Genomic DNA, 25219 nt, shown 5'->3' with positions numbered 1-25219 from the left:
GGCCTTCGGCGGGGCTGTGCGTCGCAACGTGGGCGGTTCGGGCTGTCGGAGGGACGAGCTCCGCGAGTCCTCCATCCATGGCACCACTCCCCTGCGGCCTCGTGGAACCCGGCCCTCCGAGGCGATGCTTGGCGAAGGTCGCACCGCTCTCCACACCTCCGGGATGCACGTCCACTCCCTCAAATAGCCTGAAACGGCGTGCATATGCACGCAGTTTCAGGCTATTTGAAGGGTCCGGGCGGGCTGCTGGCCACTGGACGTTCCCGCCCCCGCTGTGGACGCTAGAAGTCGTCCGACATGAGTTCCGGTGCCTTACCTTCCCCAAACCGTCCGGTCCCTGCCGCGCCCGATCAAGCCGCCCCGCCCGATCCGGCCCGGGTCGAGGTGGTGGCCCCTCACTTCAAGCGCCGCCTTTCGGGCGTCACCAGCACGCTGCTCCAACTTGTCCCGCTCCAGGCCCGGCAACTCGGCGTGGCCACCCTGGGGCCCGGCCTGCCACCGTCCTTCCCCCGCCTTCGCTGGTGGCAACTGCCGGCCCTTTGGCGGCGCCCGCCCTCGCGTCCTTTCCGCATCTGGCATGCGAGACGCAACATCGAGATGCTCGCCGGCATCGGACTCTGCCACCTCCTCCGCGCCCCCCTCCGCCTCGTCTTCACCTCCGCCGCCCAGCGGCATCACCGGCGCTTCACCCGCTGGATGATCCGGCGCATGGACGCCGTCATCGCCACCAACCCCCGGTCCGGCAGCTTCCTCCAGGTTCCCCATACCGTCATCCGCCACGGAGTCGATCTCCGGCGGTTTCACCCCCCGGAGGTCCCCGGCTTCGATCCTGCCGCGGCCGGTCTGCCCGGTCGTTTTCTGATCGGGTGCTTCGGTCGCATCCGGCCTCAGAAGGGCACCGATCTCTTCGTCGAGGCGATGCTCGATCTGCTGCCGCAGCACCCCGACTGGACCGCCATCCTTACCGGCCGGGTCACTTCCGAACACCGCCCCTTTGCGGACAGCCTGGTCAACCGGATTGCCGGGGCCGGTCTGACGGATCGCATCCGGTTTCTCGGCGAAGTCCCTGAAGTCGCCTCCTGGTACCGCCGGCTTTCCCTCTATGTCGCGCCGTCCCGGAATGAGGGATTCGGACTGACCCCGCTCGAGGCGATGGCCTCGGGGGTTCCGGTGGTGGCCAGCGACGCCGGGGCCTACGCCGACCAGATCGTTCCCGGGGCCACCGGCGCGGTTGTCCCGCCCGGAGATGCCAAGGCTCTGCGCGAGGCGATCCGGCCCTACCTGGCGGATCCAGCGCTGGCCGGCCTTCACGGACGCCAGGCCCTGAAGCACGTGGCGACGCATTTCGACCTCGTCCTCGAAGCCGAAGCCCTCCGCGCCGTGTACGAACAGCTCTGGAACAGCGGCCACGCCTAGGCGGCCCTGCCGCCCTCTCTCGCGCTTCCGGACGCCCCTCCCCGGAACGGACCCGCTGGTGGCTGGAGATGTCCGTCAAATCCGACAAATAGCACAATTGTGATCAAGAATGACTGACAGATGTGATTCAATAAGGTAATCTGCTCGATTCCCTTGCCCGGAACGGCTGGTTGTCGCATAAGATACGCCTTCCAACCGGGCGCCGAGCGACGTCCCGCCGGCGCCCTTCGTTCTCTTCGAGACCGGGCCTCGCGTTCCGGTTCGTCGTGCGAAGGGTGTCCTGTCGGGAAGGGCGTCCGGACGGTGGCTTTCGCCGTGTCGCACTGTCGTGAATGAAACTCGGACCTGACCAAGACATGATGATGAAAACGAACCGAGGACGCCGGGGGTTGCGGACCGGCCTCGCAACCCTGGCACTGGCCGCCCTCTCCGCACAGGGCGCCTCCAACCTGACCTTTGACTTCAACTCGGATCCGTCCGGGGTCCTGAACCTGTACGGCGATGCGTTGTGGTACAGCGACAACGGCAATCCGGCCTCGGGCGGCTACCTGTCGATCACCGACAACTTCAACAGCCAGACCGGCATCATCGTCTTCGACGACTTCGATTCCGGGCTGATCGTCAAGGGCTTCAACTTCAAGGTCGATCTGCGCATCGGCAATTCCTCGAACGCCCCCGAGTTCCGTCCCGCCGACGGATTCAGCGTCAACTACGCGCGCGAATCGGATCCGGTGGTCCAGAAGGTCCTCAACGGCGACATCCCGGTGAGCGCCGACTTCGCTGCCGGGCTGCCCGAAGCCGGCACCGTCACCGGCATTGCCGTCGGCTTCGACACCTGGTCCGGCAATCAACTGCCGGACGGGGATGACATCGAAGGCATCATTGTCCGCGTGGACAACGTCACCGTCCACCGCGAACCCCTGCCCACCCGGAACGGCGCCTGCGACGATCCGACCAGCCTTCAGACCGGCTTTGTCAACGCCGACGATCCGTTCGACCTGTCAACCCTCTGCTGGCAGCCCCTCGAGATCGACCTCAACGAGGCCGGCCAGCTCACCGTGAAGTGGAAGGGCGCCACCCTCCTCGACGCCTTCCAGACGACCTTCCTGCCCAGCCGCGGCCGGATCGTCTTCGCCGGCCGCACCGGCGGCAACAATCAGAACCATCACCTCGACAACATCGTCATCAGCACCATCGCGGCCACCACCGCCACGGTCAGCGGACTGACCCCTTCCATCACCGGATTCTCCGTCCAGATCGATGATGCCCCGGGCAGCGTGGTGGCGGCGGACTCGATCGCCGTCACGCTTGACGGCGCGGCGGTCTCCACGGTCAACACCCGCGTCGGAGAAACGACCACGGTGGCCTACACCCTGCCCGCCGGGCAGCGGTTCAATTCCGGCGCGCCCCACGCCGTGCAGATCAGCTTCCGCGACGGCACCGGCAACGAATTCACCGAGAGCCGGAGCTTCAACGCCCCGACCTACGGCCTGGTCGCCGCCGCCTATCGCGCCACGGATGTGAACACCGCGCAGACCGGGTTCCGCATCCGCCCCCACCAGGTCGCAGCCGCCAATCCCAACACCCTGGCCTGGACCGAACTGCAGCTCGCCGGTCAGCAGGGACCCAACCTGGTGGACCTCGCCGCCTACGGCATCACGCCGGACGCCCAGGGCTTCATCACCTGGCAGGATCCCCTCGACTTCCGCAACGCCTCCGGCGGGGCGGGACGGTTCGACTACGACTTCGGCTTCGACAGCCTTGGCATCCCCGGCTACGCCGCGGACGGATCCCAGCTCTTCTCCGAGGACAATTCCGCGCTCGAGATCCTGACCTTCGTCGAGTTCCCGACGGCGGGCGCCTACACGATGAACGTGGCCAGCGACGACGGCTTCCGGCTCCAGACCGGCCGCGACGCCCGCGATGTCTTCGCCACCCGGCTCGGCCAGTTCGATGGCGGACGCGGTGTCGATGACGGCACCACCTTCCATGTGTGGGTCGAGGAAGCAGGAATCTACCCGATGCGGCTCGTCTGGCAGAACGGCGGCGGCGGCGCCGGCCTCGAATGGACCAGCATCCACAGCGACGGTTCCCACAGTCTGGTGGGCGACACCAGCGACGCACGCGCGCTCAGGACCTACCGCACGCGCACGGCCACGCCGCCCTACGTCGCCAGCATCCTGCCCGCCCGCGACGCCACCCAGGCACACGCTCAACCGACGGTGCAGGTCGTCCTTCAGAACGCCGACGCCATCGCCGCCGGCAGCGCGCAGCTCAGCCTCAACGGGACGCCCCTCACCACCGAATCGCAGACGACCGCCGGCCAGCTCACGGTCTCGGGCGTGCTGCCGTCGATCCTCGCGAGCGGATCCACCAACCGACTCGATCTCACCTACACGCCCTCCGGCGCCCCGGCCATCACCGAGTCCTGGTCGTTCGTGGTGATTGCCTACACCGTGCTCCCGACGGACGGCGCCGGCTCCCCCGGCTCCGGAACCAACCCCGGCTTCGGGGTCCGGACCTTTCAGCTCGACGTTCCCGGCGACGCCCTCGATCCCGCAGCGCGCATGGCCACCGAACTGACCTGGGCCGAGGCCGTCCTCGCCGGTCGCGCCGGCGCCAATGTGGCCGACCTCACCGGCTTCACCGGCGGCGTGTTCCATGAAGCGACCACCATCAACTACGCCCAACCGGGCGACGACGGCACCCCGGAAACGGCCGGCAATTTCAACCCGAACCGGTTGATCCCTGGCATCCCCGGCAACGGCTCGGCCCCGACCGACAACATCGTGTCCGAGATCCTCACCTTCGTGGAACTGCCCGCCCCCGGGTTCTACCTGATGGGCGTCAACAGTGACGACGGATTCCGGGTCAGCGCCGGGCATGCCGCCCCCGCACTCCCCGTCCAGGCCCTCGCTCCGACGGGCATTGCGGGCACCATCGCCGCCGTGCCCAGTGTCCGCGGCGACAACCAGGGCGGCGGGATCTTTGCCCCGATCCCCCTCACGCCGATCGAGGCGGACGTCGTGGTCGGTCTTGGCAACAGTGACAGCGCGATCCCCGAGGAGGGCTGTGGAACCGCCCTCTCCAACGCTGCTGCGGTCGCCGGCCGGATCGTCCTCATGGACCGCGGCACCTGCACGTTCCTCGAGAAGGTGCGCAATGCCGCCAACGCAGGCGCGGTCGGCGTCCTGATCGCCCAGAACCGGTCGGATTATCCCATCGTCCTGGGCGGTGACCCCAACACGATTGCGATTCCCGTCCTCATGATCGGCCAGGCCGACGGGGCCCGGCTCCGTACCGCCGGCGCCCGCGTCCGCATCGCCGCCGATCCGGGCGTGGTCCTCGGCTCCTTCAATGCCGGTCGCGGTGCCTCGGACACCCTGTTTGGGTTCCAGGCCGCCCAGGCCGGACTTTACCCACTCCGCCTCGTCTGGATGGAGGGCGGCGGCGGCGCGAGCGTCGAGTGGTTCTCCGTGAGCCCCGATGGCACCCGGGTCCTCATCAACGACACCGCCTCGGCCCAGGCCCTCCGCGCCTTCCGCGAGGCCACCGTGGTCGATGTCCCGACCCTCGGCATCGGCACCGCGGACGGCAGCGTGGTGATCACCTACTCGGGCACGCTTCAATCGGCGGAATCCGTCTCCGGTCCCTACACCGCCGTCCCCGACGCGCCCGTCAACGGGCCCTACCCGGTCGCCCCGACCGGATCGCTGCGGTTCTTCCGCGCCGTCCGCTGAACCGTCGGAGCACCTGACATCCCTGCACAAGACCGGGCTTCGGCCCGGTCTTTTTTGTGTCGGCAAAGAACGCTTGGCATGGCGTGTGTCCGGGGCGCAGGGTTCCCCATGCCTCCCAAACCCAAGGCAGTTTCCGCCCGCAAGGTTGCCGCGCCCAAGGCCGTCAAGGCGGTCCCCTCACCAAAGAAGGCCGTCGCCATTCCCGAAACGGCCGCCGCCAAACCCAGGAAGGCGGCTGTGAAGTCCCGGACCATTGCCACCAAGGCGAAGAAGGTCGCGCCCAAGGTCACCGCGCAGCGCATCGACAAGACGGGCCTGACCAGCCGGATCCGAGGTCACGTCTCGGCCCGCGGACGGCGTGCCCAGGCGGCCCGCAACAAGCGCTGAAACAAGCGCTGATTCTGTCTCCGCAGGAACTCACCCCGACTCACTGCGGGTCGGGGTGCGCGTAGAGGCGGTGCTGTTCGGCGAGTTGCCCGACCGTCGCCCCTCCCCGATGGACCCAGAGCCGGTACCGCACCCGAACGGGTTCGTCCGCCGTGAGGGTTCTTCCCTCCACCCCCGGCCACCCCAGGCACAACACACCGTAGTGACGCGTCAGCCAGGTGGGCGGGAAATCCGGATGATCCGGCGCAATCAGGATCGCCACCCCGGAGACCCGACCGGTGGCGTCCAGACGCCGTGACAGATCCGCCCATGGCAACGGCGTCATGTAGAGATCCCGCGGATCCGAACCGAGAGGGGTCGTGATGACCGTGTCCGTCCCGGGAGCCACCCGGAGGGTCAACCCCCCGTAACTCTTGTCCTCGGCACCCACCAACCGCAGCGGTTCCCCCTCGGGCGCCCAGGTGAACTCGAGATCCACCCAGCGCCCGTCCGGTCGAGCCGGATGGGCCACGATCCGCACGGTCTCGGAGAGGACCTTCCTGCGGGCGGTCTTCCAGGCATTGTGCACCTCGAGGACCGCGCGATCGCGGCCGGCCTCCCGCACGCCCCACCGCTCAAACTCGTGCCGGATGCCGCGCAGCATCCACAGGTCGTGGGGACGCCCATCCACTTCGACATGGGGCCACGCCCAGAATACGCCGCGGTGATGCCAGTGGTCCTCGGGGAAGTCATCGGTCAGGACCTCGCCATCCAGCCCGTACAACGGATGGATGTAGGAACTGCGGGCCCTGTCCGCCGGGGCGCGCGGGTCGCGGATCACCCCGTGGTTGTACACCAGCACCGGGTGTTGCCCTTCCCACAGTCCGAGCGAGGTCGGGGAGGACTCCTCCCAACGGAAGCCGTCCCGCGCCGCGTCGGGCGCGTCATCCGCCGTCGCCGAGCGGGTCACGCCGAGTCCGAGAGCAAGGAGACCGCCCCATACCGTCGCACGGCCGACGGCCCCGCCGCGGGCAGTTCGCGACAACCATTTTTTCATAACGCGACAACCATGAGTTCGGGAATCCGCGCCTCATCGACCTCGACCCCCAGGCCCGGGCCGCGAGGCACCTCGAGTTCACCCCCGCGCACCTCGAACGGAGCGCGCAGCACGGATTTGTGCCCGAGGAACTGGGGACCATTCAGGGCGGCGGGATACTTCAGGTCGTAGGCCCCGTACAGCGCCAGCGACGCGGCGAGGGAAACATCCGGATCGGTCAGCCCGCTGCCCAGAAACATCATCCCTGCATCCAGGACCATCTCGATCTGGCGCCGCGCCTCGACGATGCCGCCGCACCGGGCGGGTTTCATGGCGACGCCGTCCAGCATGCGCAGCCGGATGAACTCGCGCAGCTCGACATGGGACACGATCCCCTCGTCCATGATGATCGGGATGGCCCCCTGGCGCTTGAGCCTTCGATAGCCGTGGATGCGGTTCGGCGGCAGCGGCTGTTCCAGCACGGGCACCCCGAGCCGGGCCAGGCGCGGCGCCACGGCCAGGGCCGTTGCCTCGTCGTACCCGCCATTGGCATCCGCCCACAGGAATCCGTCCGGAACCAACCGCTTCACCAGGCGGCACAGCTCGACATCGAACGCCGGGTCGGGTGCCACCTTGACGTTGAAATGGCGGTATCCCTGCGCCTGTCCCTCCGCCACCAGTCCCTCCACCTCGTCGAGCGTCCGTGGATTCAGGGTCCAGCTCAGGGTGAGGCGGTCCCGTCCGCGCCGCTTCCAGCGCGCCGTGGCGTCCTGACCCAGCCGTCGCCCCGTCAGGTCGAACAGCGCCAGGTCCACGCCCGCCTTGGCAATGGGCTGCCCGGTCGAGAACGACGGGGCAATGGCCCGGTTCATCGCCGCCTCCACCGCCTCGCTGTCGAAGGGATCCAGTCCCGACAACTCGGGCGCCAGGTACCGGTCGACAGTGGTCACCACGCTTTCCAGCGTCTCGTAACTCCACCTCGGGATGGGCACACTCTGGCCCCAGCCCACCGTGCCGTCGTCCGCCGTGATCTTCACCAGGACCGCCGGACGCCCGGCCGGTCGTCCGCCCGCCGCCTCGAAGAACTTGAAGTGTCCCCGCATGGGATAAACCAGCGGGAAGGTCTCGATCCGTGCGATGCGCAATCCCTTCACCGGCGCTCCTCCCGACGACGCGGCCCAGGCCAGACCGGCCGCCCCGCCTGCCATACCCGCCAGGAACCGCCGGCGTGACATGCCGCCGTCCATCGCACCCGACGCTGTCGTTCGTGCCATGGCATCAGCCCTCGAAGATGGTCCGTCGTGACGTGTCATAACGCTGACGTCGCCCCGTCTCCAGGGCTTGCGCGGCCATCACCGTCGCCACCACGTGCTGGTGTCCCGTCCCGATCGGCGCCCGGGTGGGCCCGCGCGACCGCAGGCAGGCCACCCAATCCTCCACATGCCCGCGCCCGGGTTCGCCCGCGAGGGTCCGCGCTTCGGGGGCGTCCGCCACGCCGCGTTCGGGAATGACCCGCCACGATTCCACGTCGAGCGTGGCCCGGAGCCCGTGAATCGTGAACTGGACGCCGTGGGCGTTGCCGAGGCCCATGCCCCAGGTGAACAGGAACCCCTCCGGATACTCCAGCGCCGCCCGGAAGGTGTCCGCATGCTCACGCCCATCCCTCCACACATGGATGCCCCCGAGGGCCACCGCCGCCGAGGGATACGTCGCCCCGGTCAGCATGTGCACGGCATCGGCGTAGTGGGTCATCCACAACCCGGGAATCCCGTTCGAGGTCTCCCGGAACAACTGCCAGCGCCGCAGCAGCGCCGGATCGAACGGGCGGCCCGGCAACCCCAGGAGGTACGCTTCCCAATCCACATCCGCCTCCACGCAATCCTCGATCGGCCGCAACCAGCGCGCATGATTGAAATTGATCTCCGCCGTCACCCGGCTGATCCGTCCCATCGCCCCCTCCTCCACCCAGCGCGCCGCCGCCCGGAACCGCCCCTCGCTTCGCCGCTGGGTGCCGACCTGCACGATCCGCTCCCGGGTCAGCGCGAGATCCACCGCCCGGTTGGCCGACACCAGATCGAGGGTCATCGGCTTCTCGATGTACACGTCCTTCCCCGCCTCGAGCGCGGCCACCAGCACCGCCCCGTGACTGAAGTCCGGCGTGGCGATGATGACCGCATCGACATCCGTTCGGGCCAGCAACTCGCGAAACCGGGTGGTTCGCGCCGGGGAGGCGTCCTGACGCCGGGCCATTTCCCCCGCCGCCCGATCGAGGTTCGGACGCCAGACATCGCAGACCGCGGCCATCCGCACGTTATGCCGGCCGCCCACCGTCAGAAGTTCCGCCATCAACGCACGCCCGCGATCGCCGCACCCGATCAGCCCGACGCCGATCGTCTCGTTGGGCGATGCCGCCGCACGCGCCCCGCGGGGAACTGCCGCCATCCAGCCGGCGGTCGCCAGCGCCGTCGCCGTGCCGCCCGCCAGAAACGCCCGTCGCGTCAGCGCCGGGCCCGATTTCGTGGGAATCACCTCGGATTTCATTGTAGGCCATGATGCCTGCCGCGGGGCTGCCGTCCGCACGCGCAATCGTGGCATCCGCTGAGGTTGGAAATCTTGCGCGATACGGTGCCAGCCTCGTCCCCGCAGGAACAAGCTGAACCGGATTCAGCACCGAAGCCCTCATCCCGCCAAGGGTCGTGGGGCGAATGGGACAGTCCCCATCCCCCCGGCTCCAGCGTCAGCCCGCATCGGTGTCGAAATCGAAATCGAAATCGATGCCTTCCCTCCCCTTCGAAAGGAACGGGTAGCCGGACCCAAGGATGACGTTGTCCCCCGTTCCTATCCGCGACTTGGCCACGCCAACAAACGTGCGCTTCCACGGAGATTCCTTGCCACCCGGAATCGCTTCCCCACCCTCGGACGCACCCCGTGCCCCTACCGAGCCCCGCCCAACAGTCCGCGCTCGCCGCGCTGGCCTTCGCCGCGACATCGCTGGCTGTCCCGGCCGCCGCACCGTCCTGGATCGCCCACAACGATTACCGGATCGCGCCCCTGGCCGTCCCTGAACAGGGCTCGCCCGGTTTCGTCCGCCTCGAACCGTCGGCCACCGGGATCGACTTCGCCAACCGCATCGCCGAATCCCGACACCTCACCAACCAGGTGTTTCTGAATGGTTCGGGTATCGCCGCCGGAGACGTGGATGGCGACGGGCTGACCGACCTGGTCTTCGCGGGTTTCGACAATCCCAATGCCCTCTACCGGAACCTCGGGGGCTGGCGTTTCGAGGAGATCGGCCAGGCGGCGGGAATCGACCTGCCGGAACTTCAATGCACCGGCATCGCCCTCGCCGATCTCAGCGGCAACGGAGCCCTCGACCTGATCGTGAACACGCTCGGTCAGGGAACCCACCTCCTGTTCAACGATGGCCAGGGCCGCTTCACCCGCTCCCCTCTCGTCCTCAATCCCGGCCGCGGCGCCATGTCCATCGCCGTCGCCGACTTCGATGGCGACGGCTTCCTGGATCTCTATCTGGTCAACTACCGGACCCGCGCCCTGATGGACATGCCCAACACCCGGATGACCTTCCGCCGCGAGGGGCCGCGCACCGTCGTGGACACCGTCGATGGACGGCCGGCCACCGATCCCGAGTTCCGCAATCGCTTCGTCGTCAATGCCGCCGGAGGCATCGAGGAAAACGGCGAACCCGATGTCCTCTACCGCAATGTGGGCGGTACCCGGTTCGTCGCGATCCCATGGACCGAAGGCCATTTCCTCGACGAGAACGGCAATTCCCTCACGGCGCCCCCACTGGATTGGGGCCTCGCCGCCATGTTCCGTGACCTCACCGGCGACGGACGCCCGGACCTCTACGTCTGCAACGATTTTCAGTCCCCGGACCGCCTCTGGCTCAATCAGGGCGACGGACGTTTCCGTCTCGCCCCACCGCTGGCCCTGCGCCGGACCAGTCTCTCCTCCATGGCGGTGGACTTCGCGGATCTCGATCGCGACGGGATCGACGACTTCCTCGTCCTGGACATGCGCAGCCGCGATCACGGACTGCGCATGCGCTGGGTCCACGAAACGTTTCCCCACCGGCCCACCCCCGGGCTCTACACCGATCGTCCGCAGATCGAACAGAACACGCTCTTCCTCGGGCGCGGCGACGGGACCTGGACCGAGATCGCCCAGCTCAGCGGGCTCGAGGCGACCGAATGGGCGTGGGGCTGTGTCTTCCTCGATGTCGATCTCGACGGCTGGGAGGATCTGCTCGTCGTCAACGGCATGGAACGGGCCGGTCGCGACCTCGACGCTGTCGAACAAATCCGCGCCGGCCGCGCCGGGCGTCGCCCCACCCCCACCGAGGTGTTCGCCAGCCGGCGCGCCTTCCCCCGCCTGGCCACGCCCAATCTCGCCTTCCGCAACCGGGGCGACCTGACCTTCGTCGATGCCAGCAAGGAATGGGGCTTCGACCTCGCCGCGGTGTCCCACGGACTGATCCTCGCCGATCTCGACAACGACGGCGCGCTCGACGTCGTGGTCGGCAACCTCAACGAACCCGTCGCCCTCTACCGCAACCGCACTCCGGCCCCACGCCTCGCCGTGCGCCTGCGCGGCACCCCGCCCAACACCCGCGCCATCGGTTCCCGCATCGAGGTCCTTGGCGGTCCCGTTCGCCAGTCCCAGGAAATGATCGCCGGCGGTCGCTATCTCTCCAGCGACGATCCGGTCCGCACCTTCGCCGCCGGCACCGCCGACCGCCTCACGGTGCGCGTCCGCTGGCCCGACGGCACCCGTTCGGAATGGACCGGCCTCCCCGCCAACAGCCTGGTCGAACTGCACCAGCCCACATCCGCACCTGGAAGTTCGTCCACCGCGGCACCCGCCCGGGCCGTGGATCCCGAACCTGACGCCCCATTTCCGCCCATCCGCTTCGAAAGGGTGCGCCTCGACCACCATCATGCCGACGCCCCCTTCGACGACCTGGCCCGTCAGCCGCTCCTCCCCCACGCACTGAGTCAACCGGGCCCGGGTATCGCCTGGATCGACCTCGACGGCGATGGTGCCGATGACCTGGTGATCGGCGCCGGTCGCGGCGGCACGCCCGGCGTCTTTCGCAATGCGGGTCCGGACGGCTTCATCCCCTGGGACAGCCCGGCATGGCGCACCCCCATGGCGCGCGACGTGACCGGCCTGGTGCCCTGGCCCCGCGCTTCCGGTGCCCCGCTTCTCCTGGCGGCACTGTCCCACTACGAGGATGGCGCCGCACTCGGCGCCGCGGTCGTGGCCTGGGATCCCGCCCGCCCCGCCCTCGACGAACTCGCTTCCGCCGATGCCTCGAGTGTCGGCCCGCTGGCCGTCGGAGACATCGACGGGGATGGCCAGCCCGACCTCTTCGTGGGCGGACGGGTGTTGCCCGGTCGCTGGCCGGCCGCGGCCTCGTCCCGATTCCTCCGCCACGACAACGGTCGTTTCATCCCCGATCCCGTTCGCAGCCGTGTCCTCGAGAACGTCGGGCTGGTCACCGGGGCGGTGTTCACCGACCTCGACGGCGATGGCGTCGCGGAACTGGTGCTCGCCTGCGAATGGGGGCCCCTTCGCGTCTTCCGCCGAAATGCCACCGGCTTCACCGAGATCACCGCCGACCTTGGCCTGGCCGACCACACCGGCGGGTGGACCGCCGTCGCGGCCGGCGACTTCGACAACGACGGCCGCATGGATCTCGTCGCCGGCAACTGGGGTCGCAATACGCCCTACCAGTTCGGCAGGCACCGCCCCGGTTCCGACGTTCCCGCGCCGCTCCGCGTGTACCATGGCGACTTCAATCGCAACGGGGTCCATGACCTCATCGAGGCGTACTGGCATCCGGGGCCCGGCGAGTATGTGCCGCTGCGGCAGCGAGCCGCCCTCGAAGGCGCTCTCCCCGGTCTGCCCAGGGCCTTCCCGACCCATCGCGCTTTTGGCGAAGCCACCCTGCCCGCCCTCCTGGGTCAGGCCCTCGCCCGCACCGCCTTCGTCGAGGCGCGCTGGCTCGAGTCCACCGTCTTCCTCAATCGCGGCGACCGCTTCGAGGCCCATCCACTCCCGCTTCCCGCCCAACTGGCCCCGGTCTTCGGCATCGTCGTGGCCGATGCCAATGGCGACGGGCACGAGGACTTGTTCCTTGCCCAGAACTTCTTCGCCGTGCGCCCGCACCTGCCGCGCTACGACGGCGGACTCGGCCTCTGGCTGGCCGGCGACGGCACGGGTCGCTTCCAGCCCGTGCCCGCCCACCACAGCGGGGTTCGATTGCCGGGCGAACAGCGCGGAGCGGCGGCCGCGGATTTCGATGGCGACGGTCGGGTGGACCTGGCGGTCGGACAAAACAGCGCTGAGACGCATGTCTATCGCAACGTTGGGGCCGTGCCCGGCCTGCGCCTTCGCCTCGCGGGACCGCCCGCCAATCCCGCCGGCATCGGCGCGCGCTATCGATGGAGCGACGCCCCGGGCCCCGTCCCCATGCGCGAAGTCCATGCGGGCTCCGGCTGGCTCAGCCACTCGAGCCTGACCCATGTCCTTGCCCGCCCCCCGGGCGCCACCCGGCTGCATGTCTTCTGGCCCGGGAGTCGCACACCCCTGGAGTACCCCGTCCCCGCCGATCTCCCGGGCGTGATGCTCACCCACGACGGCCACATTCGACCTCTGCGTTGAGGATGTCGCGAATGGCGAATGGCGAATGGCGAATCGGGCTCCCGACTCCTCCCCTTGTTGGCATCGAATTTCCTGCGGAGCGCGGACAGCCCTGTCCGCACGCCCGGCCTGGTCGCGAACCGCGGGCAGGGCTCACCACTCTGCGTGCCCGAGCCGCGAGGTGCGCATTTTCAAAGTACGACCGAGTTCGGCGAGTACCTCGCATGCCTCAGCGCCCCGATCAGTGCATCCCGAAGTTGTGGGTGAGGAGGGAGCCAATCGGAGGGACGAGCTCCGCGAGTCCACAACCCAGCGCTCCACACCCTTGCGGCCTCGTGGAACTCGGCCCTCCGAGGCGACGCTTCGCGAGGTTTGCACTCCCCCCACAAATCCGGGATGCGCGGAACGCAAAAGACCACGGACCCGCCCGTGCGTGATCCGTGGTCTCTGCGATGATCCTGACTGGCTATCCGCCGAGCGATTTCCCGATCAGTCCTCCGTCTCCGTCTCCGCCACCTCGGCAGAGGTCGCGCGGACCGATTCGCTGTGGACCGGCTCCGTCTGGGCGACCCAGCGCACCGAGTTGACCAGCAGGGTCCGGTAGGCCTCGTGACTGTGGGCCCGGCCGTCATGACCGAGGGTCAGTCCGACGATCCTGGCCTTTTCGTGCTCCACCACGAACACCTGCGGATAGGCCTTCTGCTTCTGCTCGGAGAAGGCGGTGGCCAGCACCTTGATGGGCGTCCCTTCCGCATCGGGTTCGAACCAGTAAAGCTCGTCCACGATGCGGAACCGGTCCGGCACCCCCTCCAGCAGCGGATGGGCCCCGCCGGTCAGGATCACCTCGAACTCCCCAAGGCGGTCATGTCCGCGGGAACCCCCGCCGGCCAGCACCCGGTTGAACTCGGGCCAGTCGGGCCAGTTGTACCAGACCCCCGCATGCACCAGCACCAGGCCCTTGCCCGCCTCGACATGGTCGAAGATGGCCTGACGCACCCGGGCGTCAGGAAATGGCTTGTTGGCGCTGATGACCAGAACATCCGTCTCGCGCACCAGGCCCGCGCTCAGATCCTGCGGTTCGACATATCCCGCCGAAATGCCGCCCGCGGCGTTCAGCATCGAGACGTCCACCAGATTGAACCAGCGGGTGTAGTCGTGCGCCGCGCCACCCCCGACCAGCAGCGTGTTCAGCCCGGCACCCCACCGGAAGGCCGGGCGCACCCGTCCCTCACGGGCCGGTGCCGGCCGCGTCTCAGCCACGGCCACCGGCGAGGAGGCCGGCTCCGGACCCGGCTCCGTCGTTGCCGGTGCGGGCGCAGCGGCATGCCCGGACCCGGTTCCCTCCTGCAACTCGACCGTCAGCGCGACGAAGGTGGGCGCCACCTCGTTGTTGTAGCTGGCCAGCGTGATGCGCTCGACCCGCCCGGGACGCGACAGCGTCCTGGCGAAGTAACGCAGTTGCCGCCCCTGCATCAGCAGTTGATCCAGGTTCTCCAGCGCCTCCGAACCCGGCACATCGACGCGACGGATGTAGTCGGCGAACTCGACTCCGTTCCGCAGCACGAACTCTTCCGTCGCGCCCCCGGCAAAGTGGACCACGACGCGCACCACCGGCTTGTTTTCTTCGCCCAGCGGATAACCCCAGCCTGCCACGCCGCCGAGGAAATGGAGCTTCGCCACCGGCAACCCGACCCGGATCTCCACCTCGCGCGGATAGCTCCGCGACATGCCGCCGCCGCCCTGCAACACGATCACATTGTTGCCGGTCGGACTCCGCTGCGGGCTGACGATGTCGAACGGCACGTCCCGGTGCCGCAGGGCCCCCCACCTTCGGAATCGAAGCGACTCGTCCCGCGACTGGAGGGAATTGTAGATGCCTCGCGAGGTGTTGGCCGTGAACGCCTCGGTCAGATCCAGAATCCGGTACCGCTGGTCGTCCTCGGTCAGATAGGTCAGCAGGTCCCGCAGCGCCTCGACGCCGAGTTCCTCGTAACCCTCCGGCATCAGCGACCGCCCGGTGTCGTGACGGGAGGCGATGTTGTCCTTCCGGATCTCCGTCTCCGCCGTCTGGTTGCGGATCACCACCACCGCGTTGTTCTCGCGCAACACGATGCCGTCGTACGTCAGGTCGTCCTTCGTCTCGATGCTCACCGACATGTAGTTCGGTTCCACCACCCGGTTCGGATCGAGGATGTGCACCAGCAACTCCTCGCGGCCATGCGCACCCATTCCGGTGAGGCTCGGGGCGAAGTTGGCGCCAATTCCCTTGTACTCATGGCACGGCGCGCAGTTCTGCACATGTACCTCCGCCCCGCGCGCGGCGTTGCCCGGCTTGATCACCTCCGGCAGCAACCGCGCGATCAGCGCCTCCTTCTCCTTCTGTTCGGGCCCCCGCAGTTCGTCCAGGACCGAGCGCGCCCGTGCCGCCACCTGCCGGTCCGCATGGGTCCGCAGCCGGTGCAGGTTCGACGGCCCGAGCAGCACCGGCGCCACGCGCCCGTCGGCCATCGCCTCCACCACCATCCCGGACCAGTCCACCCGCTGCACCAACTGCCCGAACGCCGCCTCGCGCAGATCGAACTCCAGCCGCGGCATCGCCTCTAGCAGGGCCCGTCCGGCAACCGCATCCCCCGTGCCGCCCAGGGCATCGATCACCCGCCGCTGCAACCGCGCGCTCTCCTGTCCTCCCACCAGCGCCGCCACCGCCGGCACAATCGTCGGATCCAGACTCCGCACCCCGAGCAGGTTGACCGCCATCTGGCCCCGCTCGTCGTCCGACAACGACCGGTCCGCCAGGCGCGCCTCGGCCCGGACCACCGCCGCACGAGTCGCGTCGCCGACCTGCCGCGCAAAATCCCACCGGGCGATGAACGGCAGCACCGCCGGAGCGGTCACCTCGGAACCCAGCAATCCCCGAAGCGCGTTCCCCAAACGCTCGTCCGCCGTCGGCTTCACGTCGGCCCTCAGATTCGCCGCCAGCGATTCCAGCGCCGCCGCCTGCAACGACGCCGTCGCCGCCGGTTGCCGGGCCAGCAACAGGACCAGCGCGCGGGCATCCGAGGCCCGGTTCCGCTGGGCGATCTGCCGCGCCAGATGCGGCACCATCCCGGCCACCGAAGACGGTTCGGCCGCTGCAAACGCCGCCTCGATGTAGAGCATCGGATCCGCCGCCGCCATGGCCATCGCCGCCGTCTCCAGGTGCGGATCGCGCAAGGTTGGCCAGGCCTTGACCACCAGGTCCGCCAGCGGACGCGTCGGCGTGAGATTCGCCCCTGCCACCAGCGCCGCCAGCCGGGTTCGGGGATCCGAGTCGTTCAACCGCGCCTCCGCCAGGTCCAGCGGCACGTCCTCGTCCGAGAAGTCCCGTTCCCCCGCAATCCGCATCGCGGTCCGCCGGATCAGCGGATCCATGTCCCCGGCGGACGTCAGCAACAGTTCCGGATCCAGCGCATCGAGATTGTGCAGCACCCAGAGCGCATGCATCCGCCCGTAACCCGTCTGCGCCCCGGCGGCCTTGGCCTCCAACCCCGCCAGCACCCGGCGCCCGGCGCCCTCGCTCAACAGCCGGTTGGCCGACACCCGCACCCACCCGTTCGGATGGTCCAGCATCGACACCAGCGCCGCCGGTTCCCTCGGGTCCAGCCGGAAGGGCGGCAGCGTCAGCGCCTCCTTGTGCTGGATCCGGTACAGCCGCGTGAACTCATGGTCCCGGTCCGGTCGCGTCGCCGCGTTGCGCGCCCCGTGGGCCGGCCCGCGCGTGTCGTTGTGCACCGCGATCTGATTGTAGAAGTCCACCAGGTACATCGCCCCGTCCGGCCCCACCCGGCTGTGGATCGGCTTGAACCAGTAATCCGTGCTGGTCAGAAAATGCGTGTCGCGCCGCGAGGCCTCCCGCCGGCCCCGGTACGAAACCCCGACCGGATCCAGGAATTCGTGGTGGAACAGCCACACCGTCGGCTCGCTGATGAAGAACGACCATGACGGACCCTGCCAGTGTCCCGGCCACGCTCCCCCATCATACACACATGCCCCGGATGCCGAGGTCCAGGCCCCGACCCAGTCGATCTGCACATACGGCTGCCGCGTCTCCTGCCGCGGCGGAAACACCTTGTTCTCCTCGATGATCGGCCGGGCCGCCCGCACCCGCGGCACGCCCGCCCGGCTCAGCACCCGCTCGGGCAGCACCACGTGCAGGATCGGTTCCCCGCACGTCGCCGTGCTGAAGAAGATCTCGCCGTCCGGTGCAATCTCGCATCCCCAGGTGTTGCACGAACCCGCCGCCACCTGCTCCAGCGCCGAACCGTCCGGCCGGAACCGGAAGATCCCCGCGGTGATCCGTCCGAACCGCCGCGACCCGTCCGCCGACCGCGGTTCCCCGGCGCTGTATCCCACCGAGCCGTAGATCCATCCGTCGTGACCCCACCGCAGGTTGCTCATCACCGCATGGGTGTCGAAGGTCCCCCAGCCCGTGAACAGCACCTCCGTCCGGTCCGCCTTGCCGTCCCCGTTGGTATCCCGGATCCACAGGATGTCCGGCGCCTGCGTCACGATCACGCCGTCCTTGTAGAAGACCAGCGAGGTCGGCAGTTCCAACCCGTCCGCAAACACCGTCTGCTTGTCCATCACCCCGTCCCCGTTGGTGTCCTCCAGCATCGACACACGGTCGCGGCCGGGCCGCGGCTCCTTCTGTCCCACGGGAAACCGGTCCGGCTCCCGCGCACGCCACGGGCTGATCCGCTCGTCGTTCGCATGAATGTCCCGCCCCCCCGGGTACTCCGGCGTCTCCACCACCCACAGCCGCCCCTGCGGATCCCAGTCCAGCGACATGATCTTCTGCGCCACGTTCTCATCCGCGGCCAGGCTCACCGTGAACTCCGGATGGACGGAAAAGGTCTTCATCGAATCCTTCGCCGGCAGCGGGCCCCCCGGCGGGTACCGCAACGAGGCCAGTTCCTCGGGCAGACAATACCGGTCGATGTCGGCCTGCCGCCCCAGCCAGGCCAGCCCCCGCAGCAGCACGGTCCGGTACTGGGGCGTCTCGAACACGTCGTACTCGTGCCCCGGCAGGCTCACCAACGCCCGGTAGGGCCGGGTTCCGCCCGTCCACGTCTTCTCGTAGGTCCAGATCTGCGGTGCGATGATGTGCACCGTGTGGAAGCTGGTCGCCAGCACCCCGATGTCCGGAGCCAGGTCCATGTCGTAGTAAATCTCGTCCTTCCAGTCGAAGTTCGAGAGCCCCCGCGAGATCGGATGCCCGGTGTCCACCCAGTAGATCCCCACGTCCCCCTCCAGCCACTTCGTCCGCCGTTCCGGCGGCAGATCCCAGCGCCAGGCCCCGCCGATCACCTCCTTGCACCACGCATGCTCGTCGCCGCTCACCACGCCGCTGTGGATCGCCAGCACCCCGCCGCCCCGCCTCAGAAACGCCTCGAACCGCGTCCGCTCCTCGCCGACGATCTTCATGCCGTCCGACGCGTAGATCACCAGCACATCGGTCTGCTCCAACTGTCCGGCCGTCGGAAACGTCATCGCGCCGTCCACCCGGAGCCCGCGTTCCCCCAGCAGCCGCGTCCATTCCCCAAGGAACCGCGGATGATCGTGCTGGTTCGGTCCGTGCGTCTTGATCCCGCCGCGGATGAACACCCGCAACGGGTCGGCCGCCGGGGCGCTCAAACTCGCCGCCGCAAAGGCGACGACACAGAGAAGTCGAATGGCAAGTGGCATGGCTGGTGGTGTCGAGAGACTCCGCGGATGACGACCCAAATCGCCCGGAACTGCAAGTCCATGTGGGCGACGTTCAGTGGTGCATCAGGTACTTCAGCAGCTCGATCTGCTCCCGTTCCTCCAGCGCCTCGATCAACCCTTCAGGCATCAGCGACATCTCGCTGGTGCTCTCCTCGAGGATGTCGCTTTTCGCAATGACCTGCTCATCCGTGGTCGTCCGCAAGGTCACCGCGCTGGCGGTCTCGTGCAGTTTCAATCCCGACACCACATCCCCGCCGCGGGTCTCGATGGTGGTGAGCTGGAAGTCCGATCCCACCACCGCGTTCGGGTCGATGATGTTCTCGAGGTAATACCGGATCCCGTTGCGCCCGGCGCCTGTCAGTTCAGGCCCGATCCGCACGCCGTCGCGCCCGAGCACATGGCAGGACGCGCACAATCTCACATAGAGCTCGCGCCCCGCCCTCGTGTCGTAGGCCCACAACGGCGCCTCGTTGTACAGGCCTTCCAGCCGGTCGATCAGTTCCTGCTTCTCCGCCGCGTTGGGCTGGATGCGCCCCCACGTCGCCGCCACCCGCTCATCGATGTCCGCATTCCGCAGGTCGGCCATCTGCCGCACATGAAAGGCCGTCAACTGCTCCCGCGGCACCCGGCCGTCCGCCACCGCGTCCAGCAGCGCCCCCGCGAACGATGCCCGGCGCGTCAGGGTCAGGAATGCCACCGATCGCTCCGCCGCGCTGAAGGCGTCGAGACGCCGCAGCAATGCCGCCGGCACCTCCATCGAGTCGTACCGGGCCAGCAGATTGAGGGCCGGTCCCCGGAAGGCCGCGTCATCGAGCAACCCGAGCAGCACCGGCAGCGAAGCCGGGTCGTTGGCCCGCGACAACACCGCGAAGGCGTGCTGCCGGGCCGGCCGCTCCGCATTCCGGTCGGCCAGAACGCCCCGCAACCGGGGCATCATCGAGGTGTCCCCGAACGACGCGGCCACCCGTTCGGCCGTCTGGCGGATCCGGACATCGTCATGGCCCAGAAGCCGGGGCGCCAGTTCGCGCCACGCCCCGGGCATCGGCAGGTTCGCCTGCGGTTCGAGCGCGAGCCACAACCCCGCCATCCGCCGGCGCAGGGTGTCTCCCTCGGTCTTCGACACTTCGCGCACCGCCAGGTCGAGCGGTGCGCCGTCCAGGGTGCCGAGGTACCAGTGGATCCAGTCCGCCAGCGGCGGCCACAGGGTGGTCGAAGCCAGCCGCAACGCCCGATCCACATTCCCGGCGACCCGCGGCGCCAGGCCGTGCCAGACCAGTTTGGGAATGTTCCGGTCCTCGAGGTCGGCCCCATGACCCGCCAGCGCCTCGAACACCGGCCACGCCAGCGCGTCCGGCAACCGCTGCGCCGCCGAGGCGAGATACAGCCGGACCACCGGCGACGCGTCGGACTGCGCCAGGCGCACCAGGGCGGCCCCGATTTCGGGCGGGACCGTGCCGCGCTCAGCCGCAAGCTGGATCGCCCACGCCCGCACGGTCTCGTCAGGGTCCCCCAGCGCACGAGCCGCCACGGTCGGGGTCAGCGAGCCCACGGCATGGGCGGTCCACAGCGCGCGCAACCGCATCACCGGGTCCGTGTGCCGGTCGAACAACCCCGCCAGCGCCGCCATGGCATCCGGTGCCAGCGCCCGCCGGGTCGCCCGCTCGTGCAACAGCCGCCGCGCCGTGCGGACGTACCATTCGTTGCGATGACCGAGGAGCCCGACCAGCGCCGCGTCGGTGTGGTTCGCGAGGTTCACCTGGCGCGGACGGAAGGTCGCCTCGTGCTGCAGCCGGTACACCCGCCCGTCACCGCGTTCCCACCGTTCGTCGTTGGGATTGTGACAATGCTGCTGGTCGTACCAGTCGATGATGTACACCGCGCCGTCCGGTCCGTACTTGAGGTCGATCGCGATGTATTTCGGATCGGTGCAGAAGAAGTGGTCCCGGCCGGCATGGACAGTATCGAACCCGGAGCCCCACCGGCGGTTCACCTGCTGGTTGATCTGGTGGCCGTGCAGGTTGTGGGTGAACAGCCGGCCCCGGTACTCGTCGGGCCAGTTGTCCCCCAGGTAGATCATCGTCCCCACGTGCGAATGCCCTCCGTAGATCGCGTCGCTCCCCGGCGCCCCCGCCCCGCCCGCGCCATGGTCGTACCGGGCCGAGGCCAGCAGATAGTTGCGGTAGTGCAGGAAGTCCGACGGCGGATTGGCCACGATGAAGGGCGCGTAGTTCGCGTTGGCCTGGTTCCAGAACTGCCCGCCCTGGATCACGTGGGTCGTCCCGCCCCGCCCCCAGTAGCTCCGGCAATGGGTCATGAAGAGCTGCCCCCGCTCGTCATGATCCAGCCCCCACGGATTGCTCCCCCCATGGGCGAACACCTCGAATTCGTGCCGCACCGGATGGTACCGCCACACCCCCGCCCGCAGCTCCGTCCGGTCCTCATCCGCCGCCCCGGGTTTCCCGATCCGCGCGTAGTTGAACACCCCCTGGATTCCGTAGAGCCAGCCGTCCGGTCCCCAGTGGAAATTGTTCAGGCACTCGTGCGTGTCCTGGAACCCGAACCCTTCCAGCAGCACCTCGGGCGGCCCGTCCGGCACATCGTCCCCGTTGCGGTCCGCCACAAAGAGAAGATACGGCGCCGCCCCCACCCAGACCCCGCCAAACCCCAGCTCGAACCCGCTCACCAGGTTCAACCCCTCGATGAAGACCTTTCGCGTGTCGAACCGCCCGTCGCCGTTCGTGTCCTCGAGGATCACCAGCCGGTCGAGGCCCTCCCCCTCGGGACGTCGGCTCGGGTAGCTGTGCGCCTCCGCCACCCAGATCCGGCCCCGCTCGTCGAAGGTGAACGCGACCGGCTGCCGCACCGCCGGTTCCGCCGCGATCAGCTCCACCCGGAATCCGTCGGCGACGTACATCTGCCGCAGGGTCTCCTCCCCGACCGCCCCCGTCGCACGCGGAACCGGATTGGGTCGGAGATGCCGCAGCACCGGACTGGTGGTCAGCCGTTCCACGTGCGGCAACGGGTCCTCGGCCTTCGCCGTCAGAGCTGCCAGAATGGCCCACGCCCCGAGCCAGAGGCGCTTCATGTATGGGGATTGCACCACCGGGAATTACCCGACACCCCACGCCCTTGCCAAGCGCCCAACCCCGACCCCAATCCCAATCCCCGGAATCTGTTCGAAGCGTCGTCCTCTCCCTGGGGCCCATCCTTCCCGGATCGCCCCAGATCCACGCCAAGACAAATGGTCAGGCACCTGGTTGTTGTTGTTGACGCCACGATCATTCAGCAAGTCAGGCACATAATTGTTGATCCCGCGTTACCGCCCGGTACCCCCATCGATCGACAATCCCATTGGGCCGCCGGGGACGATCTGATCGCATTAAACGCGGGGACGCCTCCGCTTCCCGACGAAATCGTGGACACGCCGGCCGCGACTTGATTGTCTAACCGCAACGCATCCTCCCTTGGGCCGCCCGTCGGCGGGCTTCAGGGAAGGCAGCCATCCATAGTCAACGTTGCCATGACGCCATCCTCCGCTCCCCGCTCTCCGGTCAGCCGCCGCAGCTTCCTCAGGAACTCCACCACGGCTGTCGGTGCAGTGGCCCTCGCCCAACTCGCCACCGAACGCTTTGCCCTCGGCGCTTCGCCCGGCGACACCGTCAAGGTCGCCCTCGTCGGTTGCGGCGGTCGCGGTGGGGGCGCCGCCGACCAGGCCCTCCAGACCACCGGAAGCACCCGGCTCGTCGCCCTGGCTGACGCCTTCCGCGACCGACTGGACGGCACCTACAACCACCTTGCGAACCGGCACAAGGACAAGGTCGATGTCCCCGAGGATCACCGCTTCGTCGGCTTCGACGCCTACAAGCAGGCCATCGCCCTCGCCGATGTCGTCATCCTCGCCACCCCGCCCGGCTTCCGCCCCATCCACTTCGAAGAGGCCGTCCGCCAGGGCAAGCACGTGTTCATGGAGAAGCCGGTGGCCGTCGATGCCCCCGGCGTCCGCAAGGTCATCGCCGCCGCCCAGGAGGCCAACCGCAAGAACCTCAAGGTGGGCGTCGGGCTTCAACGCCATCACCAGCCGATCTACACCGAGACCGTCAAGCGCCTCCATGAGGGCGCCATCGGCGACATCGTTTCCATGCGCGCCTTTTGGAACGATGGAGGCGTCTGGGTCCGCTCCCGCGCCGACCTCGCCCGCCGTCTCGGCCGCCCGCCCACCGAAATGGAATACCAGATGTACAACTGGTACTACTTCGTCTGGCTTTCCGGCGATCACATCTGCGAGCAGCACATCCACAACCTCGACGTCATCCAGTGGGTCAAACAGGGCCGCCCCTACGATCCCACCGGCGCCACCCCGATCGTCCATCCGGTCCGCGCGCGCGGGATGGGCGGCCGACAGGTCCGCAACGGCAGGGAACACGGCGAGATCTTCGATCACCACGCCGTCCAGTTCGATTACCCGGATGGCTCCACCATGTTCAGCGAGTGCCGCCACATCCGCGGCTGCTGGAGCAGCGTCTCGGAACACGTCGTCGGCACCAAGGGTTCCTGCAACGTCGGAGCCGGTGTCATCGCCGGCGAAACCCCGTGGCGCGCCCCCCGTGAAGTCCGTGAAGGCTTCGATCCCTACCAGCGGGAGCACGATCATCTCTTCAACGCCATCCGCAACGATCTGCCGTTCAATGAGGCCTTCTACGGCGCCTACAGCTCCATGCTCTCCGTCCTCGGCCGCATGGCGACCTATTCCGGCCGCGAAATTGCCTGGGACGCCGCCTTCAACTCCCAGATCGATGTCATGCCCCAGACCTATGCCTGGGATGCCCCAGCCCCCGTCAACCCCGACGCCGACGGCTTCTATCCCATCGCCGTCCCCGGCCAGACGGTGACCGTCTAGCGCCCGCCTTAGCGCCCGCCTTAGCGCCCGCCTGTTCGGCAGCCCGTTCGCCACCGAACGGTTGCACCCCGGGGGAGCCGGCATGACGCTCCCCCCATGGCTACCCTCTCTCCAACAACGGATGTCCTGGTGGTGGGGGCGGGGCCCGTCGGCCTCCTCACCGCACTCGAACTCGCACGCGCCGGCGTGCAGGTCGAGATCATCGACCGGGCCTGGCGTTTCGCGGCCGAAAGCTACGCCTGTGCCCTGCACCCGTCCTCCATGGAAGTCCTGAGCCGCCTTGGACTTCACCATGCCGCCCTGGAACAGGGAGCCCGGGTCGATGTCGCCGCCTTCTACGAAAGCCATCACCGCCGTGCGGAGCTGCGATGGGAAGCCATCCCCTCCGCCTTCCCCTACCTCCTCGTCCTGCCGCAGCATCGCCTCGAAGCGATCCTCGCCGACGCCCTCCAGGCCGCCGGTGTCCAGATCCGGTGGGGGCATCGGCTCGATCGTTGCCAGTCGGGCGACAATGCCGTCACGGCCGGCGTCGAGAAGCTCGGCGTCACCTCCGTCGGCTATCCCTTCGCCCGCTCCGAGGAAATGGTCGAGAACTCCCTCGACGTCCGAGCCCAGTACCTCGTCGGCGCCGATGGCGCCCACTCCCACGTCCGTCAATGCCTGGGCATCCCCACGGACGTCCTCGGCCCCCCGGCGGCCTTCGATGTCATCGAGTTCACCCCGGCCGCCGACCCCGGCACCGAGTTCCGCGTCGCCTGGAGCCCCCAAACGACCGACGCCTTCTGGCCTCTTCCGGGCGGCCTGGGACGCTGGACCCTTCAGCGGGAACCCAACGAGTCGGAGTCCGACCCCCAATGCGCCGAGTTGTTCGCCCGGCTCGATCATGCCCATGAACGCCCGCTCCGCCGGCTTTGGACCGATCGGATCCGCCGGCGCGCTCCCTGGTACGATGCCGGCGTTCAGGAAATCGACTGGGTTGCCCACGTCGTCTTCACCCCCCAGCTCGCCCGCCAGTTCGGTCGTGACCGTGTCTGGCTCGCCGGCGATGCCGCCCGGCAGACCGGCCCGGTCGGCGTTCAGGGCATCAACATCGGCTTCCGCGAGGCGGTGAGCCTTGCCGATGCCCTGTCCCGCATCCTCCTCCACGCCGCCAGCCCCAGTCTGCTCGAGTCGTATCAGCAGGAACGCCGCACCGAATGGAGCTTTCTCCTCGGCGCCAGCAGCGGTCTCACCCCCCGCCCCGGAGCGCCGGCATGGACCTCCGAGAACCGTGCCCGCCTGCTTCCCTGCCTGCCGGGGTCAGGGCCCGAACTCGGCCTCCTTGCCGCCCAACTCGGACTCGCCGCCCTCTGA

12 protein-coding genes are annotated in these 25219 nt (G+C 68.6%); 7 read left to right on the top strand and 5 right to left on the bottom strand.

The genetic code is table 11. The features are described from left to right. The 4 genes from KF833_18985 to KF833_18970 all read left to right on the top strand — a co-directional run. A partial coding sequence (locus KF833_18985; protein ID MBX3747401.1) for a hypothetical protein occupies positions 1-187 on the top strand: 187 nt, incomplete at its 5' end. A 110-nt stretch (positions 188-297) separates the two neighbouring features. Continuing rightward, a complete protein-coding gene (locus KF833_18980; protein ID MBX3747400.1) occupies positions 298-1416 on the top strand; it encodes a glycosyltransferase family 4 protein in 1119 nt (372 codons plus the stop codon). Positions 1417-1778: 362 nt separating this feature from the next. Then, complete coding sequence (locus KF833_18975) at positions 1779-5156, top strand: hypothetical protein (protein MBX3747399.1); 3378 nt, start codon at positions 1779-1781, stop codon at positions 5154-5156. 108 nt (positions 5157-5264) lie between these two features. Next, entirely contained in the window at positions 5265-5543 is a 279-nt protein-coding gene (locus KF833_18970; GenBank protein MBX3747398.1) for a hypothetical protein, read from the top strand. A gap of 40 nt (positions 5544-5583) precedes the next feature. Here the strand turns inward: KF833_18970 and KF833_18965 are convergent, their stop codons facing one another. From KF833_18965 to KF833_18955, 3 genes are read right to left on the bottom strand one after another with little or no spacing between them, the layout of a single operon-like run. Then, positions 5584-6579 (bottom strand): PmoA family protein, encoded by a 996-nt coding sequence (locus KF833_18965; GenBank protein ID MBX3747397.1) that lies wholly within the window; start codon positions 6577-6579, stop codon positions 5584-5586. Next, a complete protein-coding gene (locus KF833_18960) occupies positions 6576-7832 on the bottom strand; it encodes a mandelate racemase (GenBank protein MBX3747396.1) in 1257 nt (418 codons plus the stop codon). The genes KF833_18965 and KF833_18960 overlap by 4 nt, the downstream gene beginning before the upstream one ends. Before the next feature lie 4 nt (positions 7833-7836). Next, the gene (locus tag KF833_18955) at positions 7837-9087 is read right to left on the bottom strand and encodes a Gfo/Idh/MocA family oxidoreductase (GenBank protein ID MBX3747395.1); all 1251 of its coding nucleotides are present in this window, start codon (positions 9085-9087) and stop codon (positions 7837-7839) included. A 399-nt stretch (positions 9088-9486) separates the two neighbouring features. Here KF833_18955 and KF833_18950 point away from each other — a divergent pair, with 399 nt between their 5' ends. Next, entirely contained in the window at positions 9487-13245 is a 3759-nt protein-coding gene (locus KF833_18950; protein MBX3747394.1) for a VCBS repeat-containing protein, read from the top strand. A gap of 468 nt (positions 13246-13713) precedes the next feature. On the opposite strand, the gene KF833_18945 is transcribed toward KF833_18950, so the two are convergent. Beyond that, entirely contained in the window at positions 13714-18948 is a 5235-nt protein-coding gene (locus KF833_18945; protein MBX3747393.1) for a ThuA domain-containing protein, read from the bottom strand. 73 nt (positions 18949-19021) lie between these two features. Next, the gene (locus KF833_18940) at positions 19022-22054 is read right to left on the bottom strand and encodes a dehydrogenase (GenBank protein MBX3747392.1); all 3033 of its coding nucleotides are present in this window, start codon (positions 22052-22054) and stop codon (positions 19022-19024) included. Between the two features lie 435 nt (positions 22055-22489). Here KF833_18940 and KF833_18935 point away from each other — a divergent pair, with 435 nt between their 5' ends. Then, entirely contained in the window at positions 22490-23866 is a 1377-nt protein-coding gene (locus KF833_18935) for a Gfo/Idh/MocA family oxidoreductase (protein MBX3747391.1), read from the top strand. 96 nt (positions 23867-23962) lie between these two features. After that, positions 23963-25219 carry an FAD-dependent monooxygenase gene (locus KF833_18930; protein ID MBX3747390.1) on the top strand — a complete coding sequence of 419 codons (1257 nt, stop codon included), beginning with the start codon at positions 23963-23965 and terminating at the stop codon, positions 25217-25219.

It is taken from the genome of Verrucomicrobiia bacterium, from assembly GCA_019634625.1.
Lineage (GTDB): Bacteria > Verrucomicrobiota > Verrucomicrobiia > Limisphaerales > CAIMTB01 > CAIMTB01.
The sequence above is the reverse complement of the archived record's forward strand: the minus strand, read 5'-3'. Positions and strand labels throughout refer to the sequence as shown.

Bases quoted from the DNA above. Each gene is read 5' to 3' on its own strand.
- KF833_18980 (MBX3747400.1), top strand. From the start codon at position 298: ATGAGTTCCGGTGCCTTACCTTCCCCAAACCGTCCGGTCCCTGCCGCG.
- KF833_18975 (MBX3747399.1), top strand. From the start codon at position 1,779: ATGAAAACGAACCGAGGACGCCGGGGGTTGCGGACCGGCCTCGCAACC.
- KF833_18970 (MBX3747398.1), top strand. From the start codon at position 5,265: ATGCCTCCCAAACCCAAGGCAGTTTCCGCCCGCAAGGTTGCCGCGCCC.
- KF833_18965 (MBX3747397.1), bottom strand. From the start codon at position 6,579: ATGAAAAAATGGTTGTCGCGAACTGCCCGCGGCGGGGCCGTCGGCCGT.
- KF833_18960 (MBX3747396.1), bottom strand. From the start codon at position 7,832: ATGGCACGAACGACAGCGTCGGGTGCGATGGACGGCGGCATGTCACGC.
- KF833_18945 (MBX3747393.1), bottom strand. From the start codon at position 18,948: ATGCCACTTGCCATTCGACTTCTCTGTGTCGTCGCCTTTGCGGCGGCG.
- KF833_18940 (MBX3747392.1), bottom strand. From the start codon at position 22,054: ATGAAGCGCCTCTGGCTCGGGGCGTGGGCCATTCTGGCAGCTCTGACG.
- KF833_18935 (MBX3747391.1), top strand. From the start codon at position 22,490: ATGACGCCATCCTCCGCTCCCCGCTCTCCGGTCAGCCGCCGCAGCTTC.
- KF833_18930 (MBX3747390.1), top strand. From the start codon at position 23,963: ATGGCTACCCTCTCTCCAACAACGGATGTCCTGGTGGTGGGGGCGGGG.